Source organism: Streptomyces sp. NPDC058086 (genome assembly GCF_042885015.1).
GTDB lineage: Bacteria > Actinomycetota > Actinomycetes > Streptomycetales > Streptomycetaceae > Streptomyces.
The window spans coordinates 52,960-74,293 of sequence record NZ_JBHVST010000003.1 but is presented as its reverse complement, the minus strand read 5'-3'; the positions used below and the strand labels follow the sequence as shown (position 1 = coordinate 74,293).

Sequence of the window (21,334 nt, the reverse complement as noted above, 5' to 3'; positions counted from 1 at the left end):
CCCGCCGGGATCCGATACCGCAACCATGCCCGCCGACGCCCGAGGGCGTCGATTACCTCCCGGGTAAGGGCAGCGAGTCGCGTTTCGGCCAAACCGGGCGGTGAATATGCCAGGAGACTGGCTGGAATGGCATGGTGACAGAGTGTCAGGAGTGGCGATACTCGAGTGACAGGGCGATTCAGCCACGCCCGCGCGCGGCACGACCATGCACGACGCGCGCAGCACCACCATGCACCACGAACGAGCCGCACGCAGTGAGCGAGCCGCAGGGAAAGCGAGGCCGGGCCGGCGGAGAGCGTTGCAATGGGGGAGCGATCGTGCACGACGAATTCCTGTGCCATGTGACCGCATACGGAATATGCGGAGGTAGACGCATCGGCGTCCCGTTAGGGACCTATCGCGCGCCCACCCTGGCGCTGGCCCTGTGGTGGATGCGGGACCGTGCCTCCTGGATGGCGTCGCGGCTCGATCCGCAGCCCGACGATCCGACCTTCCCGCCGAACTCGATCGCACCGGTCGCGGACACCGTCCCGGACGTGCCGAGCGTTCTGCGCGCCTGGTGCGGTGACACCCTCCAACAGGAGCTGGTCGCCGAGGAGCTGGCTGCCGGAAAGCTCGTCCGCATCGCCACCAGCGACGACACCACCGAGTACGAACTGCTCGCCGAATCCGTCGACGCGCTGCGCATGCAGCGGACCGCCGCCGCCCTCGGCACCTCCGCGGCCTGACCGCCACCGGACAGGTCCCGGAGGGTTCCGCCGGCCGGCAGCGCCCGGTCGATCAGCCGGTTGGAACAGCCCCGCTCGCTGTCGTCCCAGCCGACCACTCCGGCGGTAGCCGCCTGGAACACGTGGGAATCGTCCTGGCCGGTGCCGCCGGAGGCGCGCTGTGTCACGGTGACCGGCCCCGCCGTCCGGTGTCGCCGCCCGTCCCGACCCGCCTCGCGGAGGCACGGAACTCGGGCGGAACCGGCCATGAGCCGGTGATCAGGCGTATATGTGAACGAATAGCTAGAATTCTGGGCATGGGAGAGCGGTCGGTCGCGCCGACGGCGCCCGAACTCGTCCTCGAAACCGAGACGGGCTCCACGGTGCTGAGTCCGAGCCGCGACTATCACGTCGGACGCGACCCGTCGAGCGAGATCGTCATCGACGACGTCCGGGTCTCGTGGCACCACGCGGTCCTGCGGCCCGAGGCGGACCACTGGACGATTCAGGACGAGAACAGCACGAACGGCACGTACGCCGACGGCAGGCGGGTCCGCGAATGGGGCGTCGGACCCGGCAGCGTCATCCACTTCGGCAGCCCCTCCGACGGCCCCCGGGCGGTCTTCGCCGGCAGGCCCTCGCAGCGGCCGTCAGCAGCCTTCCGATCCTCGGCCAGCGGCACCTTCCAACGGCCGACCACCGTACGGCCGCTGCCCACCCGTACCGTCCGCATCGGCCGCGGTGCCGACAACGACCTGGTCATCGACGATCTGGTCGTCTCCCGGCGGCACGCCGAACTGCTGGCCCACCCGGACAGGACGTACGAGATCCTCGACCTCGGCAGCCACAACGGCACGTTCCTCAACGGGCAGCCCGTCACCCGCGCCCCGATCACCACCGGTGACATCGTCGGCATCGGCCACTCCGCGTTCTGCCTCGTCGGGGACGAGTTGCAGGAGTACGTCGACACCGGCGAGGTCTCCCTCGATGTCCAGGAACTGACCGTCGCCGTCGACCGCGGCCGCAAGATCCTCCTCGACGAGGTGTCCTTTCCCGTCGGCGAGAAGTGTCTGCTGGCCGTCGTGGGCCCCAGCGGCGCCGGGAAGTCCACGCTCCTCAACGCCCTCACCGGGCAGCGCCCCGCCGACCGCGGCGCGGTCCTGTACGACGGCCGCGACCTCTACCAGGACTACGCCGAGCTGCGCCAGCGCATCGGCCTCGTGCCGCAGGACGACATCCTGCACGCCCAGTTGACGGTGCGGCGAGCCCTCTCGTACGCCGCCGAGCTGCGCTTTCCGCAGGACACCGCGAAGGCAGAGCGCCAGGCACGGGTCGACGAGGTCATCCAGGAGCTGGGCCTGGAGCAGCGCGTCGGCCAGCCCATCCACAGTCTGTCCGGCGGTCAGCGCAAGCGGGTCAGTGTGGCCCTGGAGCTGCTGACCAAGCCGTCGCTGCTGTTCCTGGACGAACCCACCTCCGGTCTCGACCCCGGCATGGACCGCTCGGTGATGCACATGCTGCGCGGCCTCGCGGACGACGGCCGTACGGTCATCGTGGTCACCCACAGCGTGCTCAGCCTCGACGTCTGCGACCGGCTCCTGGTGCTCGCGCCCGGCGGCAAGGTCGCCTACTTCGGACCGCCCGAGGACGCGCTCGCCTACTTCGGCTACGAGCAGTGGCCCGAGGCGTTCGAGGCCTTCGAGCGCGACCAGGGCCGGGACTGGGCGGGGGAGTACCGGAGCTCGCCACTCCAGGGCCGGTACATCGACAGCTCCAGCCCACAGCCTCATCTGCTCCGGGCCGGCCCGGCCGCCGCCGTCGGACCGCCGCCCAAGGCACAGAGCTGGGGCGCGCAACTCGGCACCCTGGTGCGTCGGTACGCGGCCGTGCTCAGCGCCGACCGGACCTTCCTTGCCGTCATGATCGCGCTGCCGTGCATCATGGGCGTGATGGCCCGCGCCGTGGCCAGCAGCAAACTGACGCTGGAGACGTCGATGAACGCGCTGCTCACCCTGTGCATCGGCGGAGTCCTGGCGGGCGCGGCCAACGCCGTACGCGAAGTGGTGAAGGAACGGGTCATCTACCAGCGGGAGCGCGCGGTCGGCCTGTCCCGGTCGGCGTACCTGATGTCGAAGATCGTGGTCCTCGGCACCATCACCGTTCTCCAGGCCGTCGTCCTCACCCTCGTCGCGCTGTTCGGGGTCGACCTCAACGCGCCCCGCGGCGACGGGGTCCTCATGTCGCCGCTTGTCGAGATCACGCTGGCCGTGGCCCTGCTGGCCTTCAGCGCGATGATGCTCGGCCTCCTGGTCTCCGCGATGGTGACCAAGGAGGAGGTCACCATGCCGCTGCTGGTGCTGATCGCCGTCGTCCAGGTGGTCTTCAGCGGCGCGCTGCTCAAGCTGCACGGCGTGCCCGGCATGGAGCAAGTGGCCTGGCTCGTCCCCTCCCGCTGGGCCCTGGGCGCGATGTCGGGGACCATCGCCCTGGGCCGGATCGTCCCGGGGACGCTCACCTCCGACCCGCTGTTCCGGCACGAGCCCAGCGTGTGGCTGGTCAACGTGAGCATGCTGGCCGTGCTGTCGATCGTCTTCGGGTGCGTGGTGGCCCGGCTGCTGCGGCGGCACGAACCCGAGGTCATGCGGAAGTAGGTGCGATGACGACTCCCGACCCGGCGACGACCGACGACTTCCGCCCGACGCACGTCGTTCCGCCGGACGGCCTGCCCGCCTGGGAGGCGCCGGACCCCTCCCGGCCCACCGTGCCGCTCGACGCGCTGCTCCCGGTGCAGCTCGTCGAGCGGCTCGGTGACTGGGGCCGGGTCGTCTGCGCCAACGGCTGGTCGGCCTGGGTCGACGGGCGGCTGCTGGTCGCCGTACCGCAGCCGCCGCCCGCGGAGGGCGACCCCCTCACCCGAACGGCCGACCCGCGCCCGCTCCTCGCCCGCGTCGAGCAGGCCCTCATCCGCTATCGGAGGGCGGCCGAGGACCTGGCGGCCGGGCGGCTGGACGGGGCGTCCTTCCGCGGCATCACGCGCGGGCAGCGGATCGGGGTGGTCGTCGACGGCGAGTCCCTCTGGCTGTACGACGCCGAGCACGAGCGCTGGGTGTACACCGACGGGACGCGGCTGAGCACGTACGCGGTCGCGGACGAACCGGTGGCCCCGGAGCGGAACGGGAGTGTTCCGGGCCGGGCCCGCACCGGTGTCGTACGGGCACCCGACGACCATGAACCGACACGTCTCGTCCCGGAGGTGCGGGACGAGCCGCGTGACCGCTGACAGCGCGGGAGACAACCGCCCTGGCGGCCGGTGTTGCTCACAGGGTCTAGCCGACCGTGTCCTGTACGACCTCGCCCTTTCGGTGGACTCCCCTTGCCAGCAGGGCGCCGAGGAACCCGGTCACCAGGCCCCACACGACGGCGAGTCCGAGCGCGCTCCAGAGTTTCGGCTTGAGGAAGAGCTCGCCCGCGAGGCCGCCGCCGGCGTCACCGATGCCGATGAGCGACAGGGCGTAGTGCGCCGAGATCCTGCCGACCAGGCAGATCATGAGCACGGTGAGCGCCAGCGCGAGAGCCATGCGGACGGCGTGCTGCCAGGCCCGCATCCGGGCCGGTGAGCGGGCGGCCATCAGAAACGCGGCGCCCAGGAGCAGCAGCGCGTCGACGACCAGCAGCCACCACACCCTGCCGTCGTAGTGGCCCAGAGTGCGCAGGTTGACTGAGGAGACGTCCGGGGTGCGCAGCACCTGGTCGAGGACGTGCGGCATGGGCAGCCCGAACGGCCCGTCCACCCGCCCCCTCCAGGTGGCGCCCAGCCCGATCGTGAAGGCGAGCCAGGCGAGGTTGGGCAGCCCGAGGAAGATCACCGCGAAGGTCTCGGGTACGTGCCCGCGCGTCGCGGCCACCACCAGCGCGACGACCGCTCCCGCGGCGACGCAGGCGAGGAGCAGTACGACCATGGCGTACGCGGCCGGGCGCACCGACTCCTGGAAGCGCAGCAGCCGGGCCGGGAGCGGAGCTCCGCGCGACACCAGCAGGGCGAGGACGAGGACACCCGCGAGCCACAGCACCCCGTAGAGCAGCGTCAGCGGCACGGCTGTCTTGAAGCCCACCTCGGGCGAGACCCCGATGAGGTCGCCGAGGTCGCTGATCGTCCCGGTACCGAGGGAGATCTTGAAGTTCTGGTGGGAGAAGAGCGCGAGTCCGAGGAGGGCCAGCAGCCACAGGACCGCGATCCTGGCGGCCCAGCCGGCCAACTCGGGGGCGCCCGCGACGGCCCGGTGCCGCAGCGGCCGCAGGAACCCGGCGGCGACCACCAGGGCCCCGGCGAGCGTGACCGACAGGGGGATCACCGTCAGCCCCGCCCGGGTGTCGGCGATCACGCCCGCGTCACCCGCGAGCTCGATGGTGCCGCCGACCGCGGTCACGACGGAGGCCGCGACGACCCGTGGGTAGGCGTGCTCGGGCAGGTCCGTGGCACCGGCCCCCCACAGCCCGAGAGCGGCGACCGCGAGCATGACGATCACCCCGGCCACCACCGCCAGGAGGGCCTGGACCCAGCCGTGGCGGGCGGCCGTCCGCTCGCCTGGAGTGGCGACGAGCTGGTCGGACGGTGTCTGCGGGCTCACGCTGCCACGCTAAGCAGCACCCGGGTCCACCGCTCGTCGGGAGGGCCGACCGCGTCAGCTTGCGGGAGACACCCGACCGGAGCACACAATGGGCTCGTTGTGGAATGAACCGGCATATAACGCGTGAAACGCCGCGAGATCCCTACGCCCGGAAGAAGAGTTCGTGAGCGTCGACCCGTCGTTCCCCGACCGGCCCACGGGACCCCCGTCGGGCCCGCTGTCGGGCTCCCCCCGGCCGGGTGCCTCCGACCACGCTCCGACCCAGGGGATCGGCCGCCCGCTCGCGCCACCGCCGATCGGGCCGCCGCCGGGACCGCCGGGCGCGGGCGGTTCAGGAGGCGGCGGTCCCGGCGGCCCGCCCGGTCACGGCGGCGGCCCGGACCACCCCTGGTGGAAGTCGGCGCCGCGGATGGCGTTGATCACCGGGGTCGTGGTGGCCGGGGTGGTTCTCGGTGTCGTCCTCACTCGCTCGGGCGGCACGTCCGGCACGGCGTCGGGCGGTGAGTTGTTCCTGCAGGCCGCGAACAAACCGGGTCCCGATCCGTTCACGGAGTCGACGGCGAAGGACAGCTCCACCGCGCCGGTGACACCCGCGGCGAACATGCCGGAGTCCGCCAATGTGACGCGGGGCGTGTCGGGTTCCGCGCCCGGGCTCTACGGCGGCACCCGCAACACCGCGAGTTGCGATGTGGAGAAGCAGATCGAGGCGCTCCAGGCGGAGCCGGCGAAGAACAAGGCGTTCGCCTCCGTGGAGGGCGTCCAGCCCACCGCGGTCCCCGCCTACCTGCGCTCGCTCACCCCGGTACAGCTGCGGATGGACACCCGCGTCACCAACCACGGCTACCGGGGCGGCGCGGCCACCGGCTATCAGGCGGTGCTCCAGACGGGCACGGCGGTACTCGTCGACGGCCACGGGGTGCCGCGCGTGCGCTGTGCCTGCGGGAACCCGTTGACACCGGCGGTCGCGCAGCAGGCCGTGCCCAGGCGGACGGGTGACACCTGGGCCTCGTACCGGTCGCAGGACGTGGTGGTCGTCGTGCCCGCCAAGACCACCATCGACGTCTTCGTCATCTACGACCCTCACCGCGACGAATGGGTCGGCCGTCACCGGGGCGACACCGACGGCCGACGGGACGAGAGGACGTACCCCCCGGCCAAGCCGTCCCCCGCGGCGAGCGTGTCGTCTGCGTCACCGAAGTCTCCGTCCTCGTCGGCTTCGTCCGATGCGCCGGCGGCCGATGTATCGTCTCCGCCCGCCTCTGCGTCATCGGATCCGGATTACCCCTCCTCCGAACCTCCCACGACGGCATCGGAGTCGGAGCCGTACTCCGGCCTCACGTCCTCCGACGCGACCACCGACGCCACGGCGAGTGCGGGCGCCACGACGGCGGACACCTCGTCGTCCTACGGCGTTCCGGAGTCGGCCCCGACGCCTCCTGGGTACTGAGGCGACTCAGCCGGCCCGTACGACCAGGGCGTAGTCCCCGAGCCCGATCAGCCGGTCGCCCGGGATGTCGCCCAGGGCCGTGCACATCTTCTCGACGCGGCCGGTGACCGGGTGGAAGGCGATGTCCCGCACGGTGCCGCGCTCGTCCCCGTCCTCGGTCAGGATCCGGATGCCCAGGACTTCCGCGGGCGCCGGGGGAGGGGCGGTGTCCAGAGCGGTGTCCGACCGGACGAGGACGGCGTCCGGGCCGATCACGTGCAAGGCGCTCCAGTCGATCGCGATCTCCTTGCGACCCCGGGCCGACGACAGCCGCACCTGGCCGACCAGCCCCGATGCGACATCGATCGTGAGGGACTTGACGACGCCGAGCTCGTTCGCCTCACCGAGCGTGATGACCGGCAGGCCGCGGATCCGGGTGAACAGCGTCACGATGTGGGTTCCGTCCGGTCAGTGGTGTCCCGGAGCCGGAACGCCTCGACCTGGGCGGCGAAACCGGCCAGGTCGTCCGCGACGAAGCGGGTCGCGTCCGCGGGGATGACAAGTGCCTGTCCCGACACGGCGAGCGTTTCGCCCCGAGGGACGTACACCTTGCGACGGCGGCGCTTCGAACCGGACTCCAGGGACTGGCGGGCGGCGATCCGGAACCCCACCACGCGCCCGCTGATACCGGCCTGGACGACGAGGTCCAGCACGGTCCCGACCTCCGTGCCCCTGTCCGTGAGCACCCTGGCGCCCAGCACCCGGCCGTGCGCCGCCTCGTCCCGAGCGATCACCGCGGCCGGTTCGGCGAGGACCTCCCGGCCGAGGATCATGACGGCGTCGCGGCCCAGTGAGTGGACCGCGCTCCACGGCAGGCTCTGCTTCAACGGGCCCGCGAGCAGCCCCCGGCCGTTGAGCGTGAAGCCGGTGACACGTCCCGCGGGCCCGTCGAAGACGGTGTCCTTGACCCGCGCCACCGCCTCACCGCCCAGGGTGACCACCGGTCGTCCACCGAGGTCGCGCGCGGACATCAACTCGCTCATCGCACCTCCCGCTTCCCGAACCGGTGCCCGCGCCGCACGGCGATGACGGTCCCCGACCGTCTGCTCGTCTGCACCCAGACCGCCGCCACGCTCAGCAGCACCAGGGCCGCGACCACGACGACCAGCCACATCCACCAGTCCACCGTCCACCTCCGGGCCTTCGGGCCCCGGCCGCCGTCGGCCGGATTCCGCCCGGTCCGGGTGCCCCGAGCGGACCGGGGAATGCACCGTCGCCGCCGCCATTTCGGCGGCTGGACCCGGGCTCGGCGTCAGCCGGACGGCGTGCCGACCGGCCTGCCGGACCAGTCGAGACACACGATCAGCGCGTCGTCCAGCGGCTCGGTGACGCGATAGCGGGCCAGCTCGTCGAGGACGGCGCGCGGTACGTCGGCCGCGGGCAGCAGGGCGGTGGCCGACACGGCACGGGCCAGCGCCCGCTCCCCGAAGACCTCTCCCAGCGGGGACAGGGCGTCGTACACACCGTCGCTCACCACCAGGAGCCGGTCACCGGGCAGGACGCCGAACTCCTGTGCCACGTAGTCGGACTCCTCGAACATGCCGAGCGGCAGCTGCGCCTCCAGCTCGATCCGCTCCACGGCCGTACCCCGTCGGCGCCACATCCGGGGCGAGCCCGCGTCCACCGCGAGCGCGCCGCCGGTGGCGAGGTCGAAGGAGAGCAGCAGCGCCGACACGTGCTGGTCGCCGTGGTGCTGCGCGTACAGGGCCTGGTCGGCGAGTCTGGCCTGGTCGGCGACCGGGAGCCCGGCGCGGCGGGCGTTGCGCAGGGCGCCGACGGCCAGATGGGTCAGCAAGGACGCGTGGATGCCGTCCCCCATCCCGTTGATGATCGACAGGGTGAGCCGGTGCGCGTCCGAGGACCAGTCGAAGTTGTCCCCGCGCACCGCGTACGCGGGCTCCAGCTGGGCGCCGACGGCGAACTCCTCGCGGGCACAGGCCCGGCCCGGGAGCAGCTCCCACTGCATTTCGGCGGCCAGCGTCAGCCGGCCGACCCGCCGGGCCTGCCGGTAGACGTCGGTGTCCCGTTCGGCCACGACGATCGCGTGGCCCAGCAGATCGGCGACCTGCACCAGTTCGTCGGTCACCGCGGGGTCCACGGGCCCCAGAGGCAGCAGGACGGTGAGGATGCCCAGGCGCTCGCCCCGGGCGGAGACCGGCAGATGCAGACGCGTCCGCTCGCCGTTCCGGGGGCGCTCCTCGTGCGGCTCCTGACTGCCGAAGGCCCGGCTTTCGGGGCTGTTGTGCAGGGACACGGCACGCGCGGGGTCGCCGGGCTCCTCGACCGGCTGGAGCACGGTCATCCCGTAGTCCGCCAGCAGCAGGTCGGCGTCGATCGCCCCCCAGACATCTGTCAGAAAGGGGCGCAGGGTGTCGAGCAGTGCGTGCGGCGGGGCCGCGCGCAGGGCTCTGTCGACGTCGTTCACAGAGGTCACGGTCGTGATGACTTTCTCGTGCGGTTGTCGTGCGAGTGGGGGTCTGCCTGGTCACAGTGGTCTGTTTCGAGGGCTCCGGTGGACCGGCGCGGCTGGTAATGGCCTTCAGGAGATGACAAGGTGGATCGGTGCCTCGCTCGATCCGTCCACCCGCCTCCCGAGACGAAGCCGCGCACACGCTCGACGCCGTCTCGGAGCTCCTCGAACTCCTGTGGGGTCGAGGGCAGGAGTCCGCGCCGTCCGGACCGGTGCCGCCCTCTCAGCTACGGGCCCTGATCGTGATCGAGCAGGGCGGGTCCATGAATCTTCGCTCGCTCGGTGACGCCCTGGCCTCGCGTCCCTCCTCGGTCAGCCGTCTGTGTGACCGGATGGAGGCAGTCGGCCTGATCCGCAGAGTGCCGAGCTCGACGAGCCGGCGCGAGGTCGAGGTCGGCCTCAGCCCGCTCGGCGAGCAGGTGCTGCGCGAACTCCGGGACCACCGCGCGCGCGAGGTGCGGGCCGTGCTGGAGCAGATGTCCTCGGCGGACGTCGCCCGGCTCACCGAAGGCCTCGAAGCGTTCCGGGCGACCGCGCTGGACCAGCTCGAAGAGCGCTCCGGCCGGTCCGGCCGGGCGCCCGGGCATGCGACCGGTACCGGTTAGCTCCATCTGCGTCCCTTCGGTGCGACCCATCACTGCGACCCAATCACTGCGACAACCGGCCCACGGGTCGCCGGACTTGGGATCGGAGGGGGACCAGATTGTTGCCTGACGGCAATTGTTGTCAAATGACAACGATCGGCTACGGTAGGGCCTGACACCGCTCCATCGCGGCGTTGTGGCGCACCGTTCCCATGCGGTTACCCCACTCTCCGTGGATTCGACAACATTTCGAGGGATCGCTGTGCATTCAGGCCGGAGTCCAGGTCAGGCGGCCATGTCGCTGTCCACGCGCGAGGCCGGTCGGTCGACCGTGATCGCGGTCCGCGGCGAGATGGATCTCGACAACGCGGGCGAGCTCGACGAGGCCCTCGCGGCGGCGGGCCGGGCCTGCCCGGGTGCGGTGGTCCTCGACCTGGCCGCGGTGACCTTCCTGGACTCGACCACGATCAACGTCGTACTGCGGGCCCACGGGGTGCTCGGCCCGCGGCTCCGGCTGGCCGCTCTCTCACCCTTCGTGGAGCGGGTGCTGGGCATCACCGGCATCTCGGACCTGCTGCCGGTCTTCCCCACTGTGGGGGAGGCGCTGGAGGCCGATGCGGTCTGAGAGTGCGTCAGGCGGACCGATCGGGCGGCCCGGGTGTCTCCGCACGGTCCGGATGCCCCTGGGCCAGGGACGGGCCGAGCGACCGCAGCGCGGCCAGCAGCCCGCTCAGATCGGACTCCGGCATGCGCAGCAGGGCGTCCTTGATCCAGACGGTGCGCTGTTCCCGCACCCGGTCGAGGGCGGAGCGCCCGCGGCCGGTCAGACTCAGGCCGACGCCCCTGCGGTCCTCGGTGCGCGGCGAACGGGCCAGCAGTCCGGCTTCCTCGAGCGTGTCGCACACCCGGCTCGCCCGGGAGCGGCTGATCTGCGCCCGCTCGGCCAGTGCCGCGAGCGTCAGACCGGGATCCGTGCTCACCAGGGTCAGGGCGCGCAGCAGCGGCGGCGACAGTCTGCTGTCGACCGCGACCGCCGTACGCGCCGACACGGAGACCAGGATCTCGGCCGCGGAGGCGAGCCGGTCGGCGGCCTGGAGCAGGGCGTTGTCCCGTTCCCGGGGCGGTATGTCGTCCCGTACTTCGGGGTCCTGTCCGTCCATCCGTCCGCGCCCCTTGCTCGCACCGAGAACTCGGTGACCGGTCATGCCTCGCCTGGTGGCCCTGCCCGGCCGTGTCGGGATGACACCGTTCCCTTGTGGGAATCGTGTGCGGAAGCCACCGGGACGGGGGAACATCGGGGTGACTGTGGAGGGCTGCACGGGGTACGAGCACTTTTGCAGCAGCAGCGTCCGGACGCGGAATGTCCCGACGTACCGGCATCCGAAAGAGAATCACATGATCGAGCGCTTGGACGGAGCGGTGATACCGACTGGCTTCGACGTGCCCGTGGAACCGCTTCGGCGGGCGGCGCACTACACCGGCGAGCCGGGGTGCATCGCCGAAGCGCGCCACTTCGCCGAGCTGTTCCTCGAACAGCTCCGTTCGGAGTGGTGTGCCGAGATCGGCGCACAGGCCACCGGCGACCTCCTGCTGGTCGTCAGCGAGCTGGTCACCAACGCGGACCGGCACAGCCACGGGCCGTACATCCTGGAACTGGAGGGAACCGACACCTCCGTGACCGTCATCGTGTACGACAGCAGCGCCGCCCTGCCCCGGCGCTATCCGCGGGATCCCGAACGCGTGGGGCGGCACGGCCTGGAGATCGTGCACGCGCTCGCGACGGAAGTGACCGTCGGGCGGGTGCCGGTCGGAAAGTGCGTCAAGGCCCGGCTCGCCCTGCGCCGTTGACCCGGAGTGACGTACCAGTAGGCTCACAGCGGACCATGGTCGGCGTGGGTCACCCAAGGGGGGCGAGCGTGGCGGATCGCCTGCCGCGGACAGGTGAACGAGGCGCGGTGCCCCGACAGGGGAGTTCGGATCCCCGCTGGGCCCTGGACGCCACCGCGGTACTGCTGCTGGTCGAGGACGACGCCGGAGACGCGCTGCTGGTGCGGGAGGTGCTGGCCGACAGCGGACTGCCGATGGAGGTCACCTGGTGCAAGTCCCTCGCCGAGGCACGTGTGTTCCTCGATGCCTCGCCGTACTCCGTGTGCGTCCTGCTGGACCTGCATCTGCCCGACACCCACGGACTCGGCGCGGTCCGGCTGGTGCGTGACGCCGCGCCCGACGCGGCCGTCGTGGTGCTCACCGGAGTCGCCGAGAACGAGGCCGGGCTCGCCGCGGTGGCCGAAGGAGCGCAGGACTTCCTCGCCAAGGACGGCCTGGACGCCGAGGCGCTCAGCCGCGCGGTCCGGTACGCCCTGCAGCGCAAGCAGGTGGAGCGGTCGAACGTCGAACTCCATGCGAGCCGACTGCTGGCCCGGGAGAACGCGCGCTTGGAGCGCGGACTGCTGCCCACGCCCCTGCTGCGGGGCGCCGGTTGCCAGGTGGCCTCGCGCTACACCCCGGGACGGGACCACGCCCTGCTCGGCGGCGACTTCTTCGACGTCGTCGAGAGCGAGGACGGCACCGTGCACGCGGTGATCGGGGACGTCTCCGGCCACGGCGCGGCGGAGGCCGCGCTCGGCGTCTGTCTGCGGGTGGCCTGGCGGGCCGCCGTGCTCTCCGGATGCGTGGGCGCGCGCCAACTCGAGCTTCTGGAGGAGATCATCGGCGCCGAGCGCGCCGCGGACTACATCTTCGCCACCCTCACCGTCCTGCGGATCGCCGAGGACCGCAGCCGCATGAGCGTGATCCGCGCCGGACACCCGGGACTGCTCGTGAGCACCTCGCGCGGCATCGAGCTGTTCGAGCCGGCCCCGGGCCCCGCGCTCGGACTGCTCCCGGGCCGGGCCCGCTGGCCGGAGACCGAGCTGCCCGCGCACGACATCAGCGCCGTGACGCTGTTCACCGACGGGCTCTTCGAGGGCGTCGTGGCCCCGGGCGGGCGGCTCGGAGAGGAAGGACTGCTCGCGGTGGCGAGGAAACACCAGGACCTGCGCGGGCGGCCGTTCGTCGACGCGGTCGTCGAGGACGTCGCCGCGCTGACCGCCTCCCACGGCGGACTCGCCGACGACGTGGCCGTTCTGCACCTGGCGACGGACGGAATGTCATGACCCGTACGCCGAACGCCCCGGGACCGGACCCTACGGCGGACACCCTCGGGGACGGAAAGCCCACACGCGTCGCCCGGCTGACCGTGCAGGGCTGGATCCATGTGGTGCTGGCCGCCAACGTGCTGCTGGTGATCGTCTTCGCCGTGTCCGGCGGGGTCCTCCAGGCCCGCGCCGACGACCGCACCGATCTGCTCACCGACCGCATCCAGCCGGCCCGCTCCACCGCCTACCAGCTGGAGACCTCGCTGGTGGACCAGGAGACGGGCGTACGAGGCTACGTACTGAGCAGGGACTCCGGTTTCCTCGATCCCTACGCGTCGGGAGCACGGGACGAGAAGACCTTCGAGGCCCGCCTGTCGGCGGAACTCGCCCGCCACTCCCGGATCGCCGCGGACCTGAAGGCGTCCGAGCGCCTCAGTGACGTCTGGCGCCGCGACTACGCCGAGCCCCTGATCGAGGCGGCCCGCACGCCAGGCGGCGCCAAAGCCCCCTCCCTGGAGGCGAGCAAGGCCAGGTTCGACGCGATCCGGGGTCAACTCGCCACCCTGGAGAAGGACATCGAGCAGCTGCGCGACCGGACCCGCGCCTCGGCCGAGGACAGCCGTCGGTCCCGCAACCTCCTCTTCCTCGGCATGCTCGCCGCCTTCCTGGCGAGCGGCGTCGCGCTGACCCTGCTGCTGCACCGGATCGTGGGGCGCCCCCTGCGGGTCCTGGAAGCGGCCTCGGTGGACGTCAGCGGCGGCGCGTTCGAACGAAGGATCCGGCTCGACGGGCCGCGCGACCTGGAGCGGGTGGCCCGGGCCGTCGAGGAGATGCGCCGCCGCATCGTCGAGGAACTCTCCGCCTCCAAGGCCCGTGAGGTTCTCCTGGAGCGGCAGGCCGAGGAACTCGACACCCAGACCCTGGAACTGAAGCGCTCGAACGCGGAGCTGGAGCAGTTCGCCTACGTCGCCTCGCACGATCTGCAGGAACCCCTGCGCAAGGTCGCGTCCTTCTGCCAGCTCCTGGAGAAACGGTACGGCGACCAACTGGACGCCCGGGCCAAGCAGTACATCGACTTCGCCGTCGACGGCGCCAAACGCATGCAGATCCTCATCAACGACCTGCTGACCTTCTCCCGCGTCGGCCGCGTCGGCGAGGAACTGGTCCCCGTCGCGCTCGACGACGTACTGGACCGGGCACTCGGTAACCTCAGCGTGGTCCTGGAGGAGACGGGCGCGCGTGTCGTGCGCGCGGGGCCGCTGCCCACCGTGACGGGCGACGCCACCACCCTCACCATGCTCTGGCAGAACCTGATCGGCAACGCCGTGAAGTTCCGCCACCCCGACCGGTCGCCCGAGATCGCCGTCCGCTGCGAGGCGGAGCCGGAGGACGGACAGTGGCGGCTGGTCGTGCAGGACAACGGCATAGGCATCGAACCCCAGTTCAGGGAGAAGGTCTTCGTCATCTTCCAGCGGCTGCACGGCCGCGACGAGTACGAGGGCACGGGGATCGGCCTTGCCGTGTGCCGCAAGATCGTCGAGCACCACGGAGGTGCCATCACCCTGGACGGCACCGCCGGTGCGGGCACGCGCGTGTCCTTCACCCTGCCCATGGCGCGAACGGAACCCGACCTCGGGGCCGAGGAGGCAGCGCGCCCACCCGAAGGAGCACACACGTGAGCACCCCCGTCGAACCCATCCAGGTCCTGCTCGTCGAGGACGATCCAGGCGACGAGCTGATGACCCGCGAAGCGTTCGAGGACAACAAGATCCGCAACACCCTGCACGTGGTACGCGACGGCGAGGAGGCCCTCGACTTCCTCTACCGCACCAACCAGCACACCGGTGCACCGCGCCCCGACCTGATCCTGCTCGACCTCAACCTGCCCAAGTACGACGGGCGCCAGGTCCTGGAGCGGATCAAGTCCGACGACGAACTGGCCCACATCCCCGTCGTCGTCCTCACCACCTCCTCCGCCGAGGAGGACATCCTGCGCAGCTACAAACTGCACGCGAACGCCTATGTGACCAAGCCCGTCGACCTCGACCAGTTCATCGCCGCAGTCCGCCAGATCGACGACTTCTTCGTGACCGTGGTGAAGCTGCCCAAGACCACCTGACCGCCGCCCCGACCGGGGTCCATGAATGCGCGAACTCGGGGAACAGGGACAACGGCGGCACAACCTTGCCGACCAGGAGATCTGTTGTCGAGACGCGAGGGTGGGCCTGTGATGAGAAGGCGTGGGGCGGGGCGACGGACAAGCGGCGGCACGCCGTGGCGGCCGGGCGGGGCGGCCACGGGACCGGCCGGGCCCACCGGATGGCGGCGGACCGTGGCCGGTGGACTCGTGTGGGGCGCCGCCGCCGCGGCCCTCGGCGCGTCAGGGAACCGGACCGCGCGCCGGGCCGCGCTGCGCGGCATCGGCACCGTCGCCATCGCCTCGGCCGTGACCCGCGTGCTGGCGCGCCCGGCGGCCCGCAAGGCGCAGCCGCTCGACGCGGCCGGCCGAGTCGCGTCGGCCGCCGCGTTCGCCGCCGGTGTCCTGCTCGAAGCACCCCGGTACGGCCTGTTCGCGGTGCCCGGCGCGGCGGCACTGACCGTGACCCGCACGCGCTCGGGGGCCCGGCGTCCGGGCGATGTCGCCGTGGGCGTCGCGATCGGCGTCGGCGCCGCCGCGCTGACCGCCCGCTGGTGGCCCGTCAAACCGGAGGCCGCGGCCGCGGCGGCACCCCCGCGGCGGCCCGCTCCCGCGCTGCCCGGGGGCGCCGGACTGCACATCGTGGTCAACCCGTCCTCGGGGCTCTCATGGAGCGCCGACACCCCCGACGCGAGCGCGTATCTGCGCGCCGCGCTGCCCAAGGCCGAGATCACGGTGCCGCAGGAGGACCAGGACCTGGTGGAACTCCTGGAACAGGCCGCCCGGCGGGCCAAGGACGCGGGCGGCGCCCTCGGCGCCTGCGGCGGAGACGGCACGATCAACGCCGCGACGGAGATCGCCGCCCGGCTCGGCCTGCCGCTCGCGGTCTTCCCCGGCGGCACCTTCAACCACTTCGCCGTCGACCTCGGCAACCAGACCCTGGAGGACGTCGTACGAGCCGTGCAGGCGGGCGACGCGGTCGTCACGGACCTCGGGCGGGCCCGTGCCCCCGGCGGACCGGAGCAGGTGTTCCTCAACACCTTCAGCCTCGGCGTCTACTCGGACCTGGTCGGGGCCCGGGAGAAACTGGAGCAGCGGATCGGGAAGTGGCCCGCGCTGGTGGTCGGACTGGCCAGGGTCCTCGCCAAGGGCAGCCCCGTGACCGTCTCGGTCAACGGCCGCCCCAAGCGTCTGTGGCTCCTCTTCGCGGGCAACGGCATCTACCACCCCGCCGGGTTCGCCCCCACCTACCGCACCCAACTCGACGACGGACTGCTCGACGTCCGTGCCGTCGACGCCGGCACCCCGCTGGCCAGGACCCGGCTGCTGCTCGCCGTCCTGACCGGCACCCTGCACAACAGCCGGGTCCTCACCACGGCGCAGGTGCGGGGCCTGCGGCTCGAAGTGCTGCACGGCGACCCGCGGTTCTCGTACGACGGCGAAGTGACCCGGGTCGCGGCGCCGAGGCTGGTGCTCGACAAGCTGACACGGGCCGTGACGCTGTACCGGCCCGCGGAGAAGGACCAGTGGCTGCGCTGAAGGGGCTGAAGGGTCGGGCGGGCTCGCCTTCGGGCCCGCCCGACCCGGTCCAGATCGCCCACTGAGCTCGGACACCAGGGTTTCTTGGGCAACAGGCCCGTGCCTCGGGTCAGGTGGTGAGGAGGGAGTCGTCCGTCGTCCGAGCTCCGGGCAGCCGGTGGAGGGCCGCGATGAGTGCCGCGTCCACGTCCCTCGTACCGGTCGAGACGCACAGCGTGTAGGCCACGTCGTCCATGCGCCGCCGGACTTCCGTACCGCCGTTCTCGGCGTGCAGCGTGCGCAGGGTGACGTACTGCTCGACGAGGTTGCGCAGTACCGCGGGGTGGGCCATCAGCACAGGGGTCCTCCGGTGGGGTGAGCCGACAGGTCGGTCTGGTGATCGTTTCTGGTCCCGGCTACCCCGGTTCCTCCCGATGTACGCGGGCCGGGTTCCGTGCCGACCGCCGTGCACCACGGGCGACTTGACACCGTTTTTGGTCAGGCGGAAAAGCGGTGGCGGATCCCGGTCGGCGCGCCGATGCTCGTAGGCATGGCCGACACCGCACTTCCCCAGCCTCCCCAGTCCGGGAACTCCCCGTCCGAGCGGACCTTCGGCTGGTGGGACATGTTCGTGCACCCGGACGACGATCCGCGCTCCGACGGTGGGTTCGTGGGGGAGCGGGACACGCTCGTCGGGTATCTGCGCGACCAGCGGCTGACGTTGGAGATGAAGTGCGCGGGCCTGGACGCCGAGGCGATGGCCCGGCGTTCCGTCGAGCCCTCGAACATGTCGTTGCTCGGGCTGGTGCGTCATCTGGCGGGGGTCGAACAGGCCTGGTTCCGCGGGGTGCTGGCCGGCCAGGACGCGCCGCGGCACTACCGTTCGGACGGCGACCCGGACGGTGACTTCAACGGCGCGGTGCCGGACCCCGAGGTGGTGGCGGATGCCTGGGACACCTGGCGCTCCGAGGTGGCCTTCGCCGAGCGGTTCGTGGACGAGGCCCGCGACCTCGACATCACCGGCACCCACGACGACGAGCCGGTCGCGCTGCGGGAAGTGCTGGTCCACCTGATCGAGGAGTACGCCCGGCACAACGGCCACGCGGACTTCCTGCGCGAGCGGATCGACGGGCGGATCGGACAGTGACGGGCGAGTGACGCGCCTCGATTCCCCCGAGAGCGGAATGCCGAGCCGATCCCTTCCCTCGCGGCTCGGCGCTTCTAGGCTGAAGGGGTGAGCAACTACGCGCCGAACGAAGCCCGCGTCATTCCCCTCCGCCCGGCGACCGCACCGGCTCCGGCCATCGGCCCGGCGACCCGTCCCACCGGCCCCGCCGCCCCCGTGGCCGACGCGCCCCAGCGGCCCCGCCCGGCCCTAGCGCCCCGGCAGACGCCGCCGGCGCCCAGGAGCAGGGAGCCGCTGTGGCGCGACCTGGTGGGTGACGTCCTGCGGCGCGAGCGGCTCGCGCAGGAGCGGACGCTCAAGGACGTGGCCGACGCGGCCAGGATCTCGATGCCGTACCTCTCGGAGCTGGAGCGCGGCCGCAAGGAGGCTTCCTCCGAAGTCCTCGCGGCCGCCGCGCGCGCCCTGGGCCTCGGGCTCACCGATCTGCTGTCGCTGGCCCAGGGCGAACTCACCCGCCTCGCCCAGGTGCGGCCCGCCGGCCGCCGCACCCCGTCGGCCTCGCACCACGACGGCATGTGCCTCGCCGCCTGACCGGGCCGACCGGCCAGGGCCTGTCCGGTCGATCCTGGCGGAGACGCGGGCCCTGGCGGTGGCCCGGTGTCAGACCGTCGCGAGTCGGCGGCTGAGCACCTCGTCCGCGAGCCCGTATGCCACGGCCTCCTGCGCGGTGAACACCTTGTCGCGGTCCATGTCCGCGCGCAGGGTCGGCACGTCGTGGTGTGTGTGCCGGGAGAGGACCTCCTCGACCTGGGCGCGGATACGGAGCATCTCCTTGGCCTGGAGGGCGAGGTCGGACACGGTCCCCTGCCGGCCGCCGCTCGCGGGCTGGCCGAGCAGCACACGCGCGTGCTCCAGCACGAACCGCCGCCCGGGATCGCCGCCGGCCAGCAGCACCGCCGCCGTGGAGGCCGCCTGGCCGACGCAGAACGTCGAGATGGGCGCCTGTACGAACGTCATCGTGTCGTAGATCGCCATGAGCGAAGTGAACGACCCACCGGGCGAGTTGATGTAGATCGCGATCTCGCTCTCCGGGTTCGACGACTCCAGATGGAGGAGTTGGGCGATGACGACGTTGGCGACCCCGTCGTCGATCTCGGTGCCGAGAAAGATGATCCGCTCGGACAGCAGCCGGCTGAAGACGTCGTAGGACCGCTCGCCCTGCGGGGTCCGCTCGACGACGTTCGGAATCGTGTACGTACCCATGTCAGAGCCCCATCCGTCGCCGTGACGCGGCCGGGCGGACGTCGTCGAGCGACTCCACGACCCGGTCCACCATGCCGTACTCCTTGGCCTGTTCGGCCGTGAACCAGCGGTCGCGGTCGCCGTCCCGGGAGATCGTCTCCTCGCTCTGGCCGGTGTGCTCCGCGGTGATCCGCTCGATGGCCTTCTTCGTGAACTCCAGGTTCTGCGCCTGGATCTCGATGTCGGCGGTGGTGCCGCCGATGCCCGCCGACGGCTGGTGCATCATGATCCGCGCGTTGGGCAGCGCGTAACGCTTGCCTTGCGTGCCGACGCTGAGCAGGAACTGCCCCATGCTCGCGGCGAATCCCATGGCGAGGGTCGAGACGTCGTTGGGGATCAGCCGCATGGTGTCGTAGATCGCGAGCCCCGCGGTCACCGATCCGCCCGGGCTGTTGATGTACAGGCTGATGTCGGTGCGCGGGTCCTCCGCAGACAGCACGAGCAGCTGGGCGCAGACCCGGTTCGCGGACACCTCGTCGACCTGGGTGCCGAGCAGGACGATCCGCTGCGCGAGCAGCTGCGCGGCCAGATGGTCGTCGAAGCGGGTCGCGGGGGTGTCGCCCTCCTCGGCGCGCGGTGCGTGGGCCGGGTACCGGCCGGTGATGAGTGGAGTCATCGGTCCTCCTCGTCGTGGCGCGGCTGTCGTCGCCGCGATCTCCACTCTCGGACCGAAGGCCCTCCCGGATCAGCTTTCTCGGCCCGCAGCAGATTCGCCACGAGCAGAGGGACACGGGGTTGCCGTCACCGGCGCGCACCGACGTCACCGGCGGCCCCGGCGGCCCCGGCGGCCCCGGCGTCACCGGCGGCCCCGACGTCACCGGCGGCCCCGGCGGCCCCGGCGGGGGACCGGGGTCCAGGTGTCCGAGCAGTGCTCAGGCGTCGGTGCGCAGGTCCCGGAAGAAGGACCGCACATCCCCGACGAGCAGCTCGGGCTCCTCCGCCGCGGCGAAGTGTCCGCCCCGGTCGAACTCCGTCCACCGCACGATGTTGTTCGTACGGTCCGCGATGTGTCGCAGCGCTACGAGGGGCTCGTGCGGGAAGACGGCCAGCGCGGTCGGCGCGGTCGACGGCTCGGGCGGTGTGCCCCAGTAGTCCGCGTGCGCCCGCTCGTAGTAGATGCGGGCCGAGGACCCCGCCGTACCGGTCAGCCAGTACAGCATCACGTTGGTCAGCATCAGGTCCCGGTCGACGGCTTCCTCGGGGCGGTCCTTCGCATCCGTCCACGCCCAGAACTTCTCGGCGATCCAGGCAAGTTGACCGACAGGGGAGTCCGTCAGCGCATAGGCCAGGGTCTGTGGGCGGGTGCCCTGGAGTTCGGCGTACCCGGCCTCCTCGCGGCGCCATTCCACACCCCGCCGCCACGACAGCAGCGCGCGCTCGCGCTCCTCGGGGCTCAGCGCGGCCAGTTCGTCAGGAGTCGGCTCGGTGGCCGCTGACGATCCGGGCAGCAGGTTCAGGTGGACACCGATGAGCCGCTCGGGGAACGCCCGGCCCAGCTCCCGGGAGATGGCCCCGCCCCAGTCGCCACCCTGGGCGCCGAACCGCTCGTAGCCGAGCCGTGTCATGAGCTCGGCGAAGGCGGCGGCCACCCGTTGGAACTCCCAGCCGGTGTCCCGGGTGGGCCCGGACAGCCCGAACCCGGGAATGCTCGGCACGACGAGATGGAACGCGTCGGCCGGATCGCCGCCGTGCGCGCGCGGATCCGTCAACGGGCCGACGACGTCGGTGAATTCGACGATCGAGCCGGGCCAGCCGTGCGTGATGACCAGCGGGGTCGCGTCCGGTTCCGGGGAACGGATGTGCGCGAAGTGGATCCGCGCGCCGTCGATCTCCGTCGTGAACTGCGGCCATGCGTTCAACCGCGCCTGCGCCGCCTGCCAGTCGTAGTCGTGCCGCCAGTACCGCACGAGTTCACGCAGGTACTCCCGCGGGACGCCGTAGGCCCAGCCGACCCCCGGCAGTTCGTCGGGCCAGCGGGTGCTGTCGAGTCGTCGGTGCAGGTCGTCGAGGTCGCTCTGCGGGAAGTCGACAAGGAACGGCTCGATGCGCGCGCTGTCCGAGACGGAGGAAGGCGTGGAGGAATCAGCGGAGGAAGTCATGTCCGCGCATGCTATAGCGCCCCTTGGACGGCGCGAGGAATGACGCGGTCGGCTGCCACCGTCCCGCGGCGAAAGGATTCCCGCGCGACGCCGATGAGTTTTGGGACGACGATCGGTCGACAGAGGTGACGAAACTTTTC

At 71.7% G+C, this 21,334-nt stretch carries 23 protein-coding genes; 13 read left to right on the top strand and 10 right to left on the bottom strand.

Going from position 1 to position 21,334, the window contains the following annotated elements:
- The first annotated feature begins 317 nt into the window (after positions 1-317).
- From ACFVWD_RS03180 to ACFVWD_RS03170, 3 genes are all read left to right on the top strand, one after another.
- Positions 318-728, top strand: coding sequence for a hypothetical protein (locus ACFVWD_RS03180; RefSeq protein WP_101407170.1), 411 nt, complete (start codon positions 318-320; stop codon positions 726-728).
- Positions 729-1,024: 296 nt separating this feature from the next.
- Positions 1,025-3,358 carry an FHA domain-containing protein gene (locus tag ACFVWD_RS03175; RefSeq protein WP_389593639.1) on the top strand — a complete coding sequence of 778 codons (2,334 nt, stop codon included), beginning with the start codon at positions 1,025-1,027 and terminating at the stop codon, positions 3,356-3,358.
- Positions 3,359-3,363: 5 nt separating this feature from the next.
- Entirely contained in the window at positions 3,364-3,987 is a 624-nt protein-coding gene (locus tag ACFVWD_RS03170; RefSeq protein WP_389593637.1) for a hypothetical protein, read from the top strand.
- Between the two features lie 46 nt (positions 3,988-4,033).
- Here the strand turns inward: ACFVWD_RS03170 and ACFVWD_RS03165 are convergent, their stop codons facing one another.
- Positions 4,034-5,335: a streptophobe family protein gene (locus ACFVWD_RS03165; RefSeq protein ID WP_389593635.1), complete on the bottom strand. Its 1,302-nt coding sequence runs from the start codon at positions 5,333-5,335 to the stop codon at positions 4,034-4,036.
- A 163-nt stretch (positions 5,336-5,498) separates the two neighbouring features.
- On the opposite strand from ACFVWD_RS03165, the gene ACFVWD_RS03160 reads away from it, so the two are divergent.
- Positions 5,499-6,782 (top strand): DUF6777 domain-containing protein, encoded by a 1,284-nt coding sequence (locus tag ACFVWD_RS03160; RefSeq protein WP_389593634.1) that lies wholly within the window; start codon positions 5,499-5,501, stop codon positions 6,780-6,782.
- Between the two features lie 6 nt (positions 6,783-6,788).
- Here the strand turns inward: ACFVWD_RS03160 and ACFVWD_RS03155 are convergent, their stop codons facing one another.
- From ACFVWD_RS03155 to ACFVWD_RS03140, 4 genes are all read right to left on the bottom strand, one after another.
- A complete protein-coding gene (locus tag ACFVWD_RS03155; RefSeq protein WP_389593633.1) occupies positions 6,789-7,211 on the bottom strand; it encodes a PRC-barrel domain-containing protein in 423 nt (140 codons plus the stop codon).
- Positions 7,208-7,804: a PRC-barrel domain-containing protein gene (locus tag ACFVWD_RS03150; RefSeq protein WP_389593631.1), complete on the bottom strand. Its 597-nt coding sequence runs from the start codon at positions 7,802-7,804 to the stop codon at positions 7,208-7,210. The genes ACFVWD_RS03155 and ACFVWD_RS03150 overlap by 4 nt, the downstream gene beginning before the upstream one ends.
- Complete coding sequence (locus ACFVWD_RS03145; protein ID WP_180362681.1) at positions 7,801-7,947, bottom strand: hypothetical protein; 147 nt, start codon at positions 7,945-7,947, stop codon at positions 7,801-7,803. Before ACFVWD_RS03145 ends, ACFVWD_RS03150 begins: the two co-directional genes overlap by 4 nt.
- A gap of 126 nt (positions 7,948-8,073) precedes the next feature.
- The gene (locus ACFVWD_RS03140) at positions 8,074-9,255 is read right to left on the bottom strand and encodes a PP2C family protein-serine/threonine phosphatase (RefSeq protein ID WP_389593630.1); all 1,182 of its coding nucleotides are present in this window, start codon (positions 9,253-9,255) and stop codon (positions 8,074-8,076) included.
- Positions 9,256-9,383: 128 nt separating this feature from the next.
- Between ACFVWD_RS03140 and ACFVWD_RS03135 the strand changes: the two genes are divergently transcribed.
- Together ACFVWD_RS03135 and ACFVWD_RS03130 are read left to right on the top strand one after the other, a co-directional pair.
- A complete protein-coding gene (locus tag ACFVWD_RS03135; protein ID WP_389593628.1) occupies positions 9,384-9,896 on the top strand; it encodes a MarR family winged helix-turn-helix transcriptional regulator in 513 nt (170 codons plus the stop codon).
- Positions 9,897-10,170: 274 nt separating this feature from the next.
- A complete protein-coding gene (locus ACFVWD_RS03130) occupies positions 10,171-10,500 on the top strand; it encodes an STAS domain-containing protein (RefSeq protein WP_168505613.1) in 330 nt (109 codons plus the stop codon).
- 7 nt (positions 10,501-10,507) lie between these two features.
- Here ACFVWD_RS03130 and ACFVWD_RS03125 read toward each other — a convergent pair whose 3' ends face one another.
- Positions 10,508-11,035 carry a MarR family winged helix-turn-helix transcriptional regulator gene (locus ACFVWD_RS03125; protein WP_389593626.1) on the bottom strand — a complete coding sequence of 176 codons (528 nt, stop codon included), beginning with the start codon at positions 11,033-11,035 and terminating at the stop codon, positions 10,508-10,510.
- Between the two features lie 235 nt (positions 11,036-11,270).
- Between ACFVWD_RS03125 and ACFVWD_RS03120 the strand changes: the two genes are divergently transcribed.
- The 5 genes from ACFVWD_RS03120 to ACFVWD_RS03100 all read left to right on the top strand — a co-directional run bounded on the left by ACFVWD_RS03120 (position 11,271) and on the right by ACFVWD_RS03100 (position 16,688).
- The gene (locus ACFVWD_RS03120) at positions 11,271-11,723 is read left to right on the top strand and encodes an ATP-binding protein (protein ID WP_054233827.1); all 453 of its coding nucleotides are present in this window, start codon (positions 11,271-11,273) and stop codon (positions 11,721-11,723) included.
- A 107-nt stretch (positions 11,724-11,830) separates the two neighbouring features.
- Positions 11,831-13,030 carry a PP2C family protein-serine/threonine phosphatase gene (locus ACFVWD_RS03115; protein ID WP_389593625.1) on the top strand — a complete coding sequence of 400 codons (1,200 nt, stop codon included), beginning with the start codon at positions 11,831-11,833 and terminating at the stop codon, positions 13,028-13,030.
- On the top strand, positions 13,027-14,691 hold the full coding sequence (locus tag ACFVWD_RS03110; protein WP_389593623.1) for an ATP-binding protein: 1,665 nt from the start codon (positions 13,027-13,029) through the stop codon (positions 14,689-14,691). Before ACFVWD_RS03115 ends, ACFVWD_RS03110 begins: the two co-directional genes overlap by 4 nt.
- Positions 14,688-15,131, top strand: coding sequence for a response regulator (locus ACFVWD_RS03105; RefSeq protein WP_101407157.1), 444 nt, complete (start codon positions 14,688-14,690; stop codon positions 15,129-15,131). The genes ACFVWD_RS03110 and ACFVWD_RS03105 overlap by 4 nt, the downstream gene beginning before the upstream one ends.
- A gap of 213 nt (positions 15,132-15,344) precedes the next feature.
- A complete protein-coding gene (locus ACFVWD_RS03100; RefSeq protein ID WP_389593621.1) occupies positions 15,345-16,688 on the top strand; it encodes a diacylglycerol/lipid kinase family protein in 1,344 nt (447 codons plus the stop codon).
- Positions 16,689-16,797: 109 nt separating this feature from the next.
- Here ACFVWD_RS03100 and ACFVWD_RS03095 read toward each other — a convergent pair whose 3' ends face one another.
- Positions 16,798-17,025: a DUF5133 domain-containing protein gene (locus ACFVWD_RS03095; protein WP_389593619.1), complete on the bottom strand. Its 228-nt coding sequence runs from the start codon at positions 17,023-17,025 to the stop codon at positions 16,798-16,800.
- A 267-nt stretch (positions 17,026-17,292) separates the two neighbouring features.
- On the opposite strand from ACFVWD_RS03095, the gene ACFVWD_RS03090 reads away from it, so the two are divergent.
- Complete coding sequence (locus tag ACFVWD_RS03090) at positions 17,293-17,814, top strand: DinB family protein (RefSeq protein WP_389593843.1); 522 nt, start codon at positions 17,293-17,295, stop codon at positions 17,812-17,814.
- Between the two features lie 87 nt (positions 17,815-17,901).
- Positions 17,902-18,384 (top strand): helix-turn-helix domain-containing protein, encoded by a 483-nt coding sequence (locus ACFVWD_RS03085; protein WP_389593617.1) that lies wholly within the window; start codon positions 17,902-17,904, stop codon positions 18,382-18,384.
- A 69-nt stretch (positions 18,385-18,453) separates the two neighbouring features.
- Here ACFVWD_RS03085 and ACFVWD_RS03080 read toward each other — a convergent pair whose 3' ends face one another.
- The 3 genes from ACFVWD_RS03080 to ACFVWD_RS03070 form a co-directional block, all read right to left on the bottom strand.
- On the bottom strand, positions 18,454-19,056 hold the full coding sequence (locus ACFVWD_RS03080; protein WP_054233833.1) for a ClpP family protease: 603 nt from the start codon (positions 19,054-19,056) through the stop codon (positions 18,454-18,456).
- Between the two features lies 1 nt (position 19,057).
- Positions 19,058-19,711, bottom strand: a complete 654-nt coding sequence (locus ACFVWD_RS03075; RefSeq protein ID WP_168488842.1) for an ATP-dependent Clp protease proteolytic subunit — start codon at positions 19,709-19,711, stop codon at positions 19,058-19,060.
- A 256-nt stretch (positions 19,712-19,967) separates the two neighbouring features.
- The gene (locus ACFVWD_RS03070) at positions 19,968-21,194 is read right to left on the bottom strand and encodes an epoxide hydrolase family protein (protein WP_389593615.1); all 1,227 of its coding nucleotides are present in this window, start codon (positions 21,192-21,194) and stop codon (positions 19,968-19,970) included.
- Positions 21,195-21,334: the final 140 nt, after the last annotated feature.

What these genes read in the sequence shown, in the direction of transcription:
- ACFVWD_RS03150 (WP_389593631.1), bottom strand. Translation starts at nt 7,804, where the DNA reads ATGAGCGAGTTGATGTCCGCGCGCGACCTCGGTGGACGACCGGTGGTC.
- ACFVWD_RS03120 (WP_054233827.1), top strand. Translation starts at nt 11,271, where the DNA reads ATGATCGAGCGCTTGGACGGAGCGGTGATACCGACTGGCTTCGACGTG.
- ACFVWD_RS03170 (WP_389593637.1), top strand. Translation starts at nt 3,364, where the DNA reads ATGACGACTCCCGACCCGGCGACGACCGACGACTTCCGCCCGACGCAC.
- ACFVWD_RS03070 (WP_389593615.1), bottom strand. Translation starts at nt 21,194, where the DNA reads ATGACTTCCTCCGCTGATTCCTCCACGCCTTCCTCCGTCTCGGACAGC.
- ACFVWD_RS03110 (WP_389593623.1), top strand. Translation starts at nt 13,027, where the DNA reads ATGACCCGTACGCCGAACGCCCCGGGACCGGACCCTACGGCGGACACC.
- ACFVWD_RS03130 (WP_168505613.1), top strand. Translation starts at nt 10,171, where the DNA reads ATGTCGCTGTCCACGCGCGAGGCCGGTCGGTCGACCGTGATCGCGGTC.
- ACFVWD_RS03125 (WP_389593626.1), bottom strand. Translation starts at nt 11,035, where the DNA reads ATGGACGGACAGGACCCCGAAGTACGGGACGACATACCGCCCCGGGAA.
- ACFVWD_RS03080 (WP_054233833.1), bottom strand. Translation starts at nt 19,056, where the DNA reads ATGGGTACGTACACGATTCCGAACGTCGTCGAGCGGACCCCGCAGGGC.
- ACFVWD_RS03175 (WP_389593639.1), top strand. Translation starts at nt 1,025, where the DNA reads ATGGGAGAGCGGTCGGTCGCGCCGACGGCGCCCGAACTCGTCCTCGAA.
- ACFVWD_RS03090 (WP_389593843.1), top strand. Translation starts at nt 17,293, where the DNA reads ATGTTCGTGCACCCGGACGACGATCCGCGCTCCGACGGTGGGTTCGTG.
- ACFVWD_RS03075 (WP_168488842.1), bottom strand. Translation starts at nt 19,711, where the DNA reads ATGACTCCACTCATCACCGGCCGGTACCCGGCCCACGCACCGCGCGCC.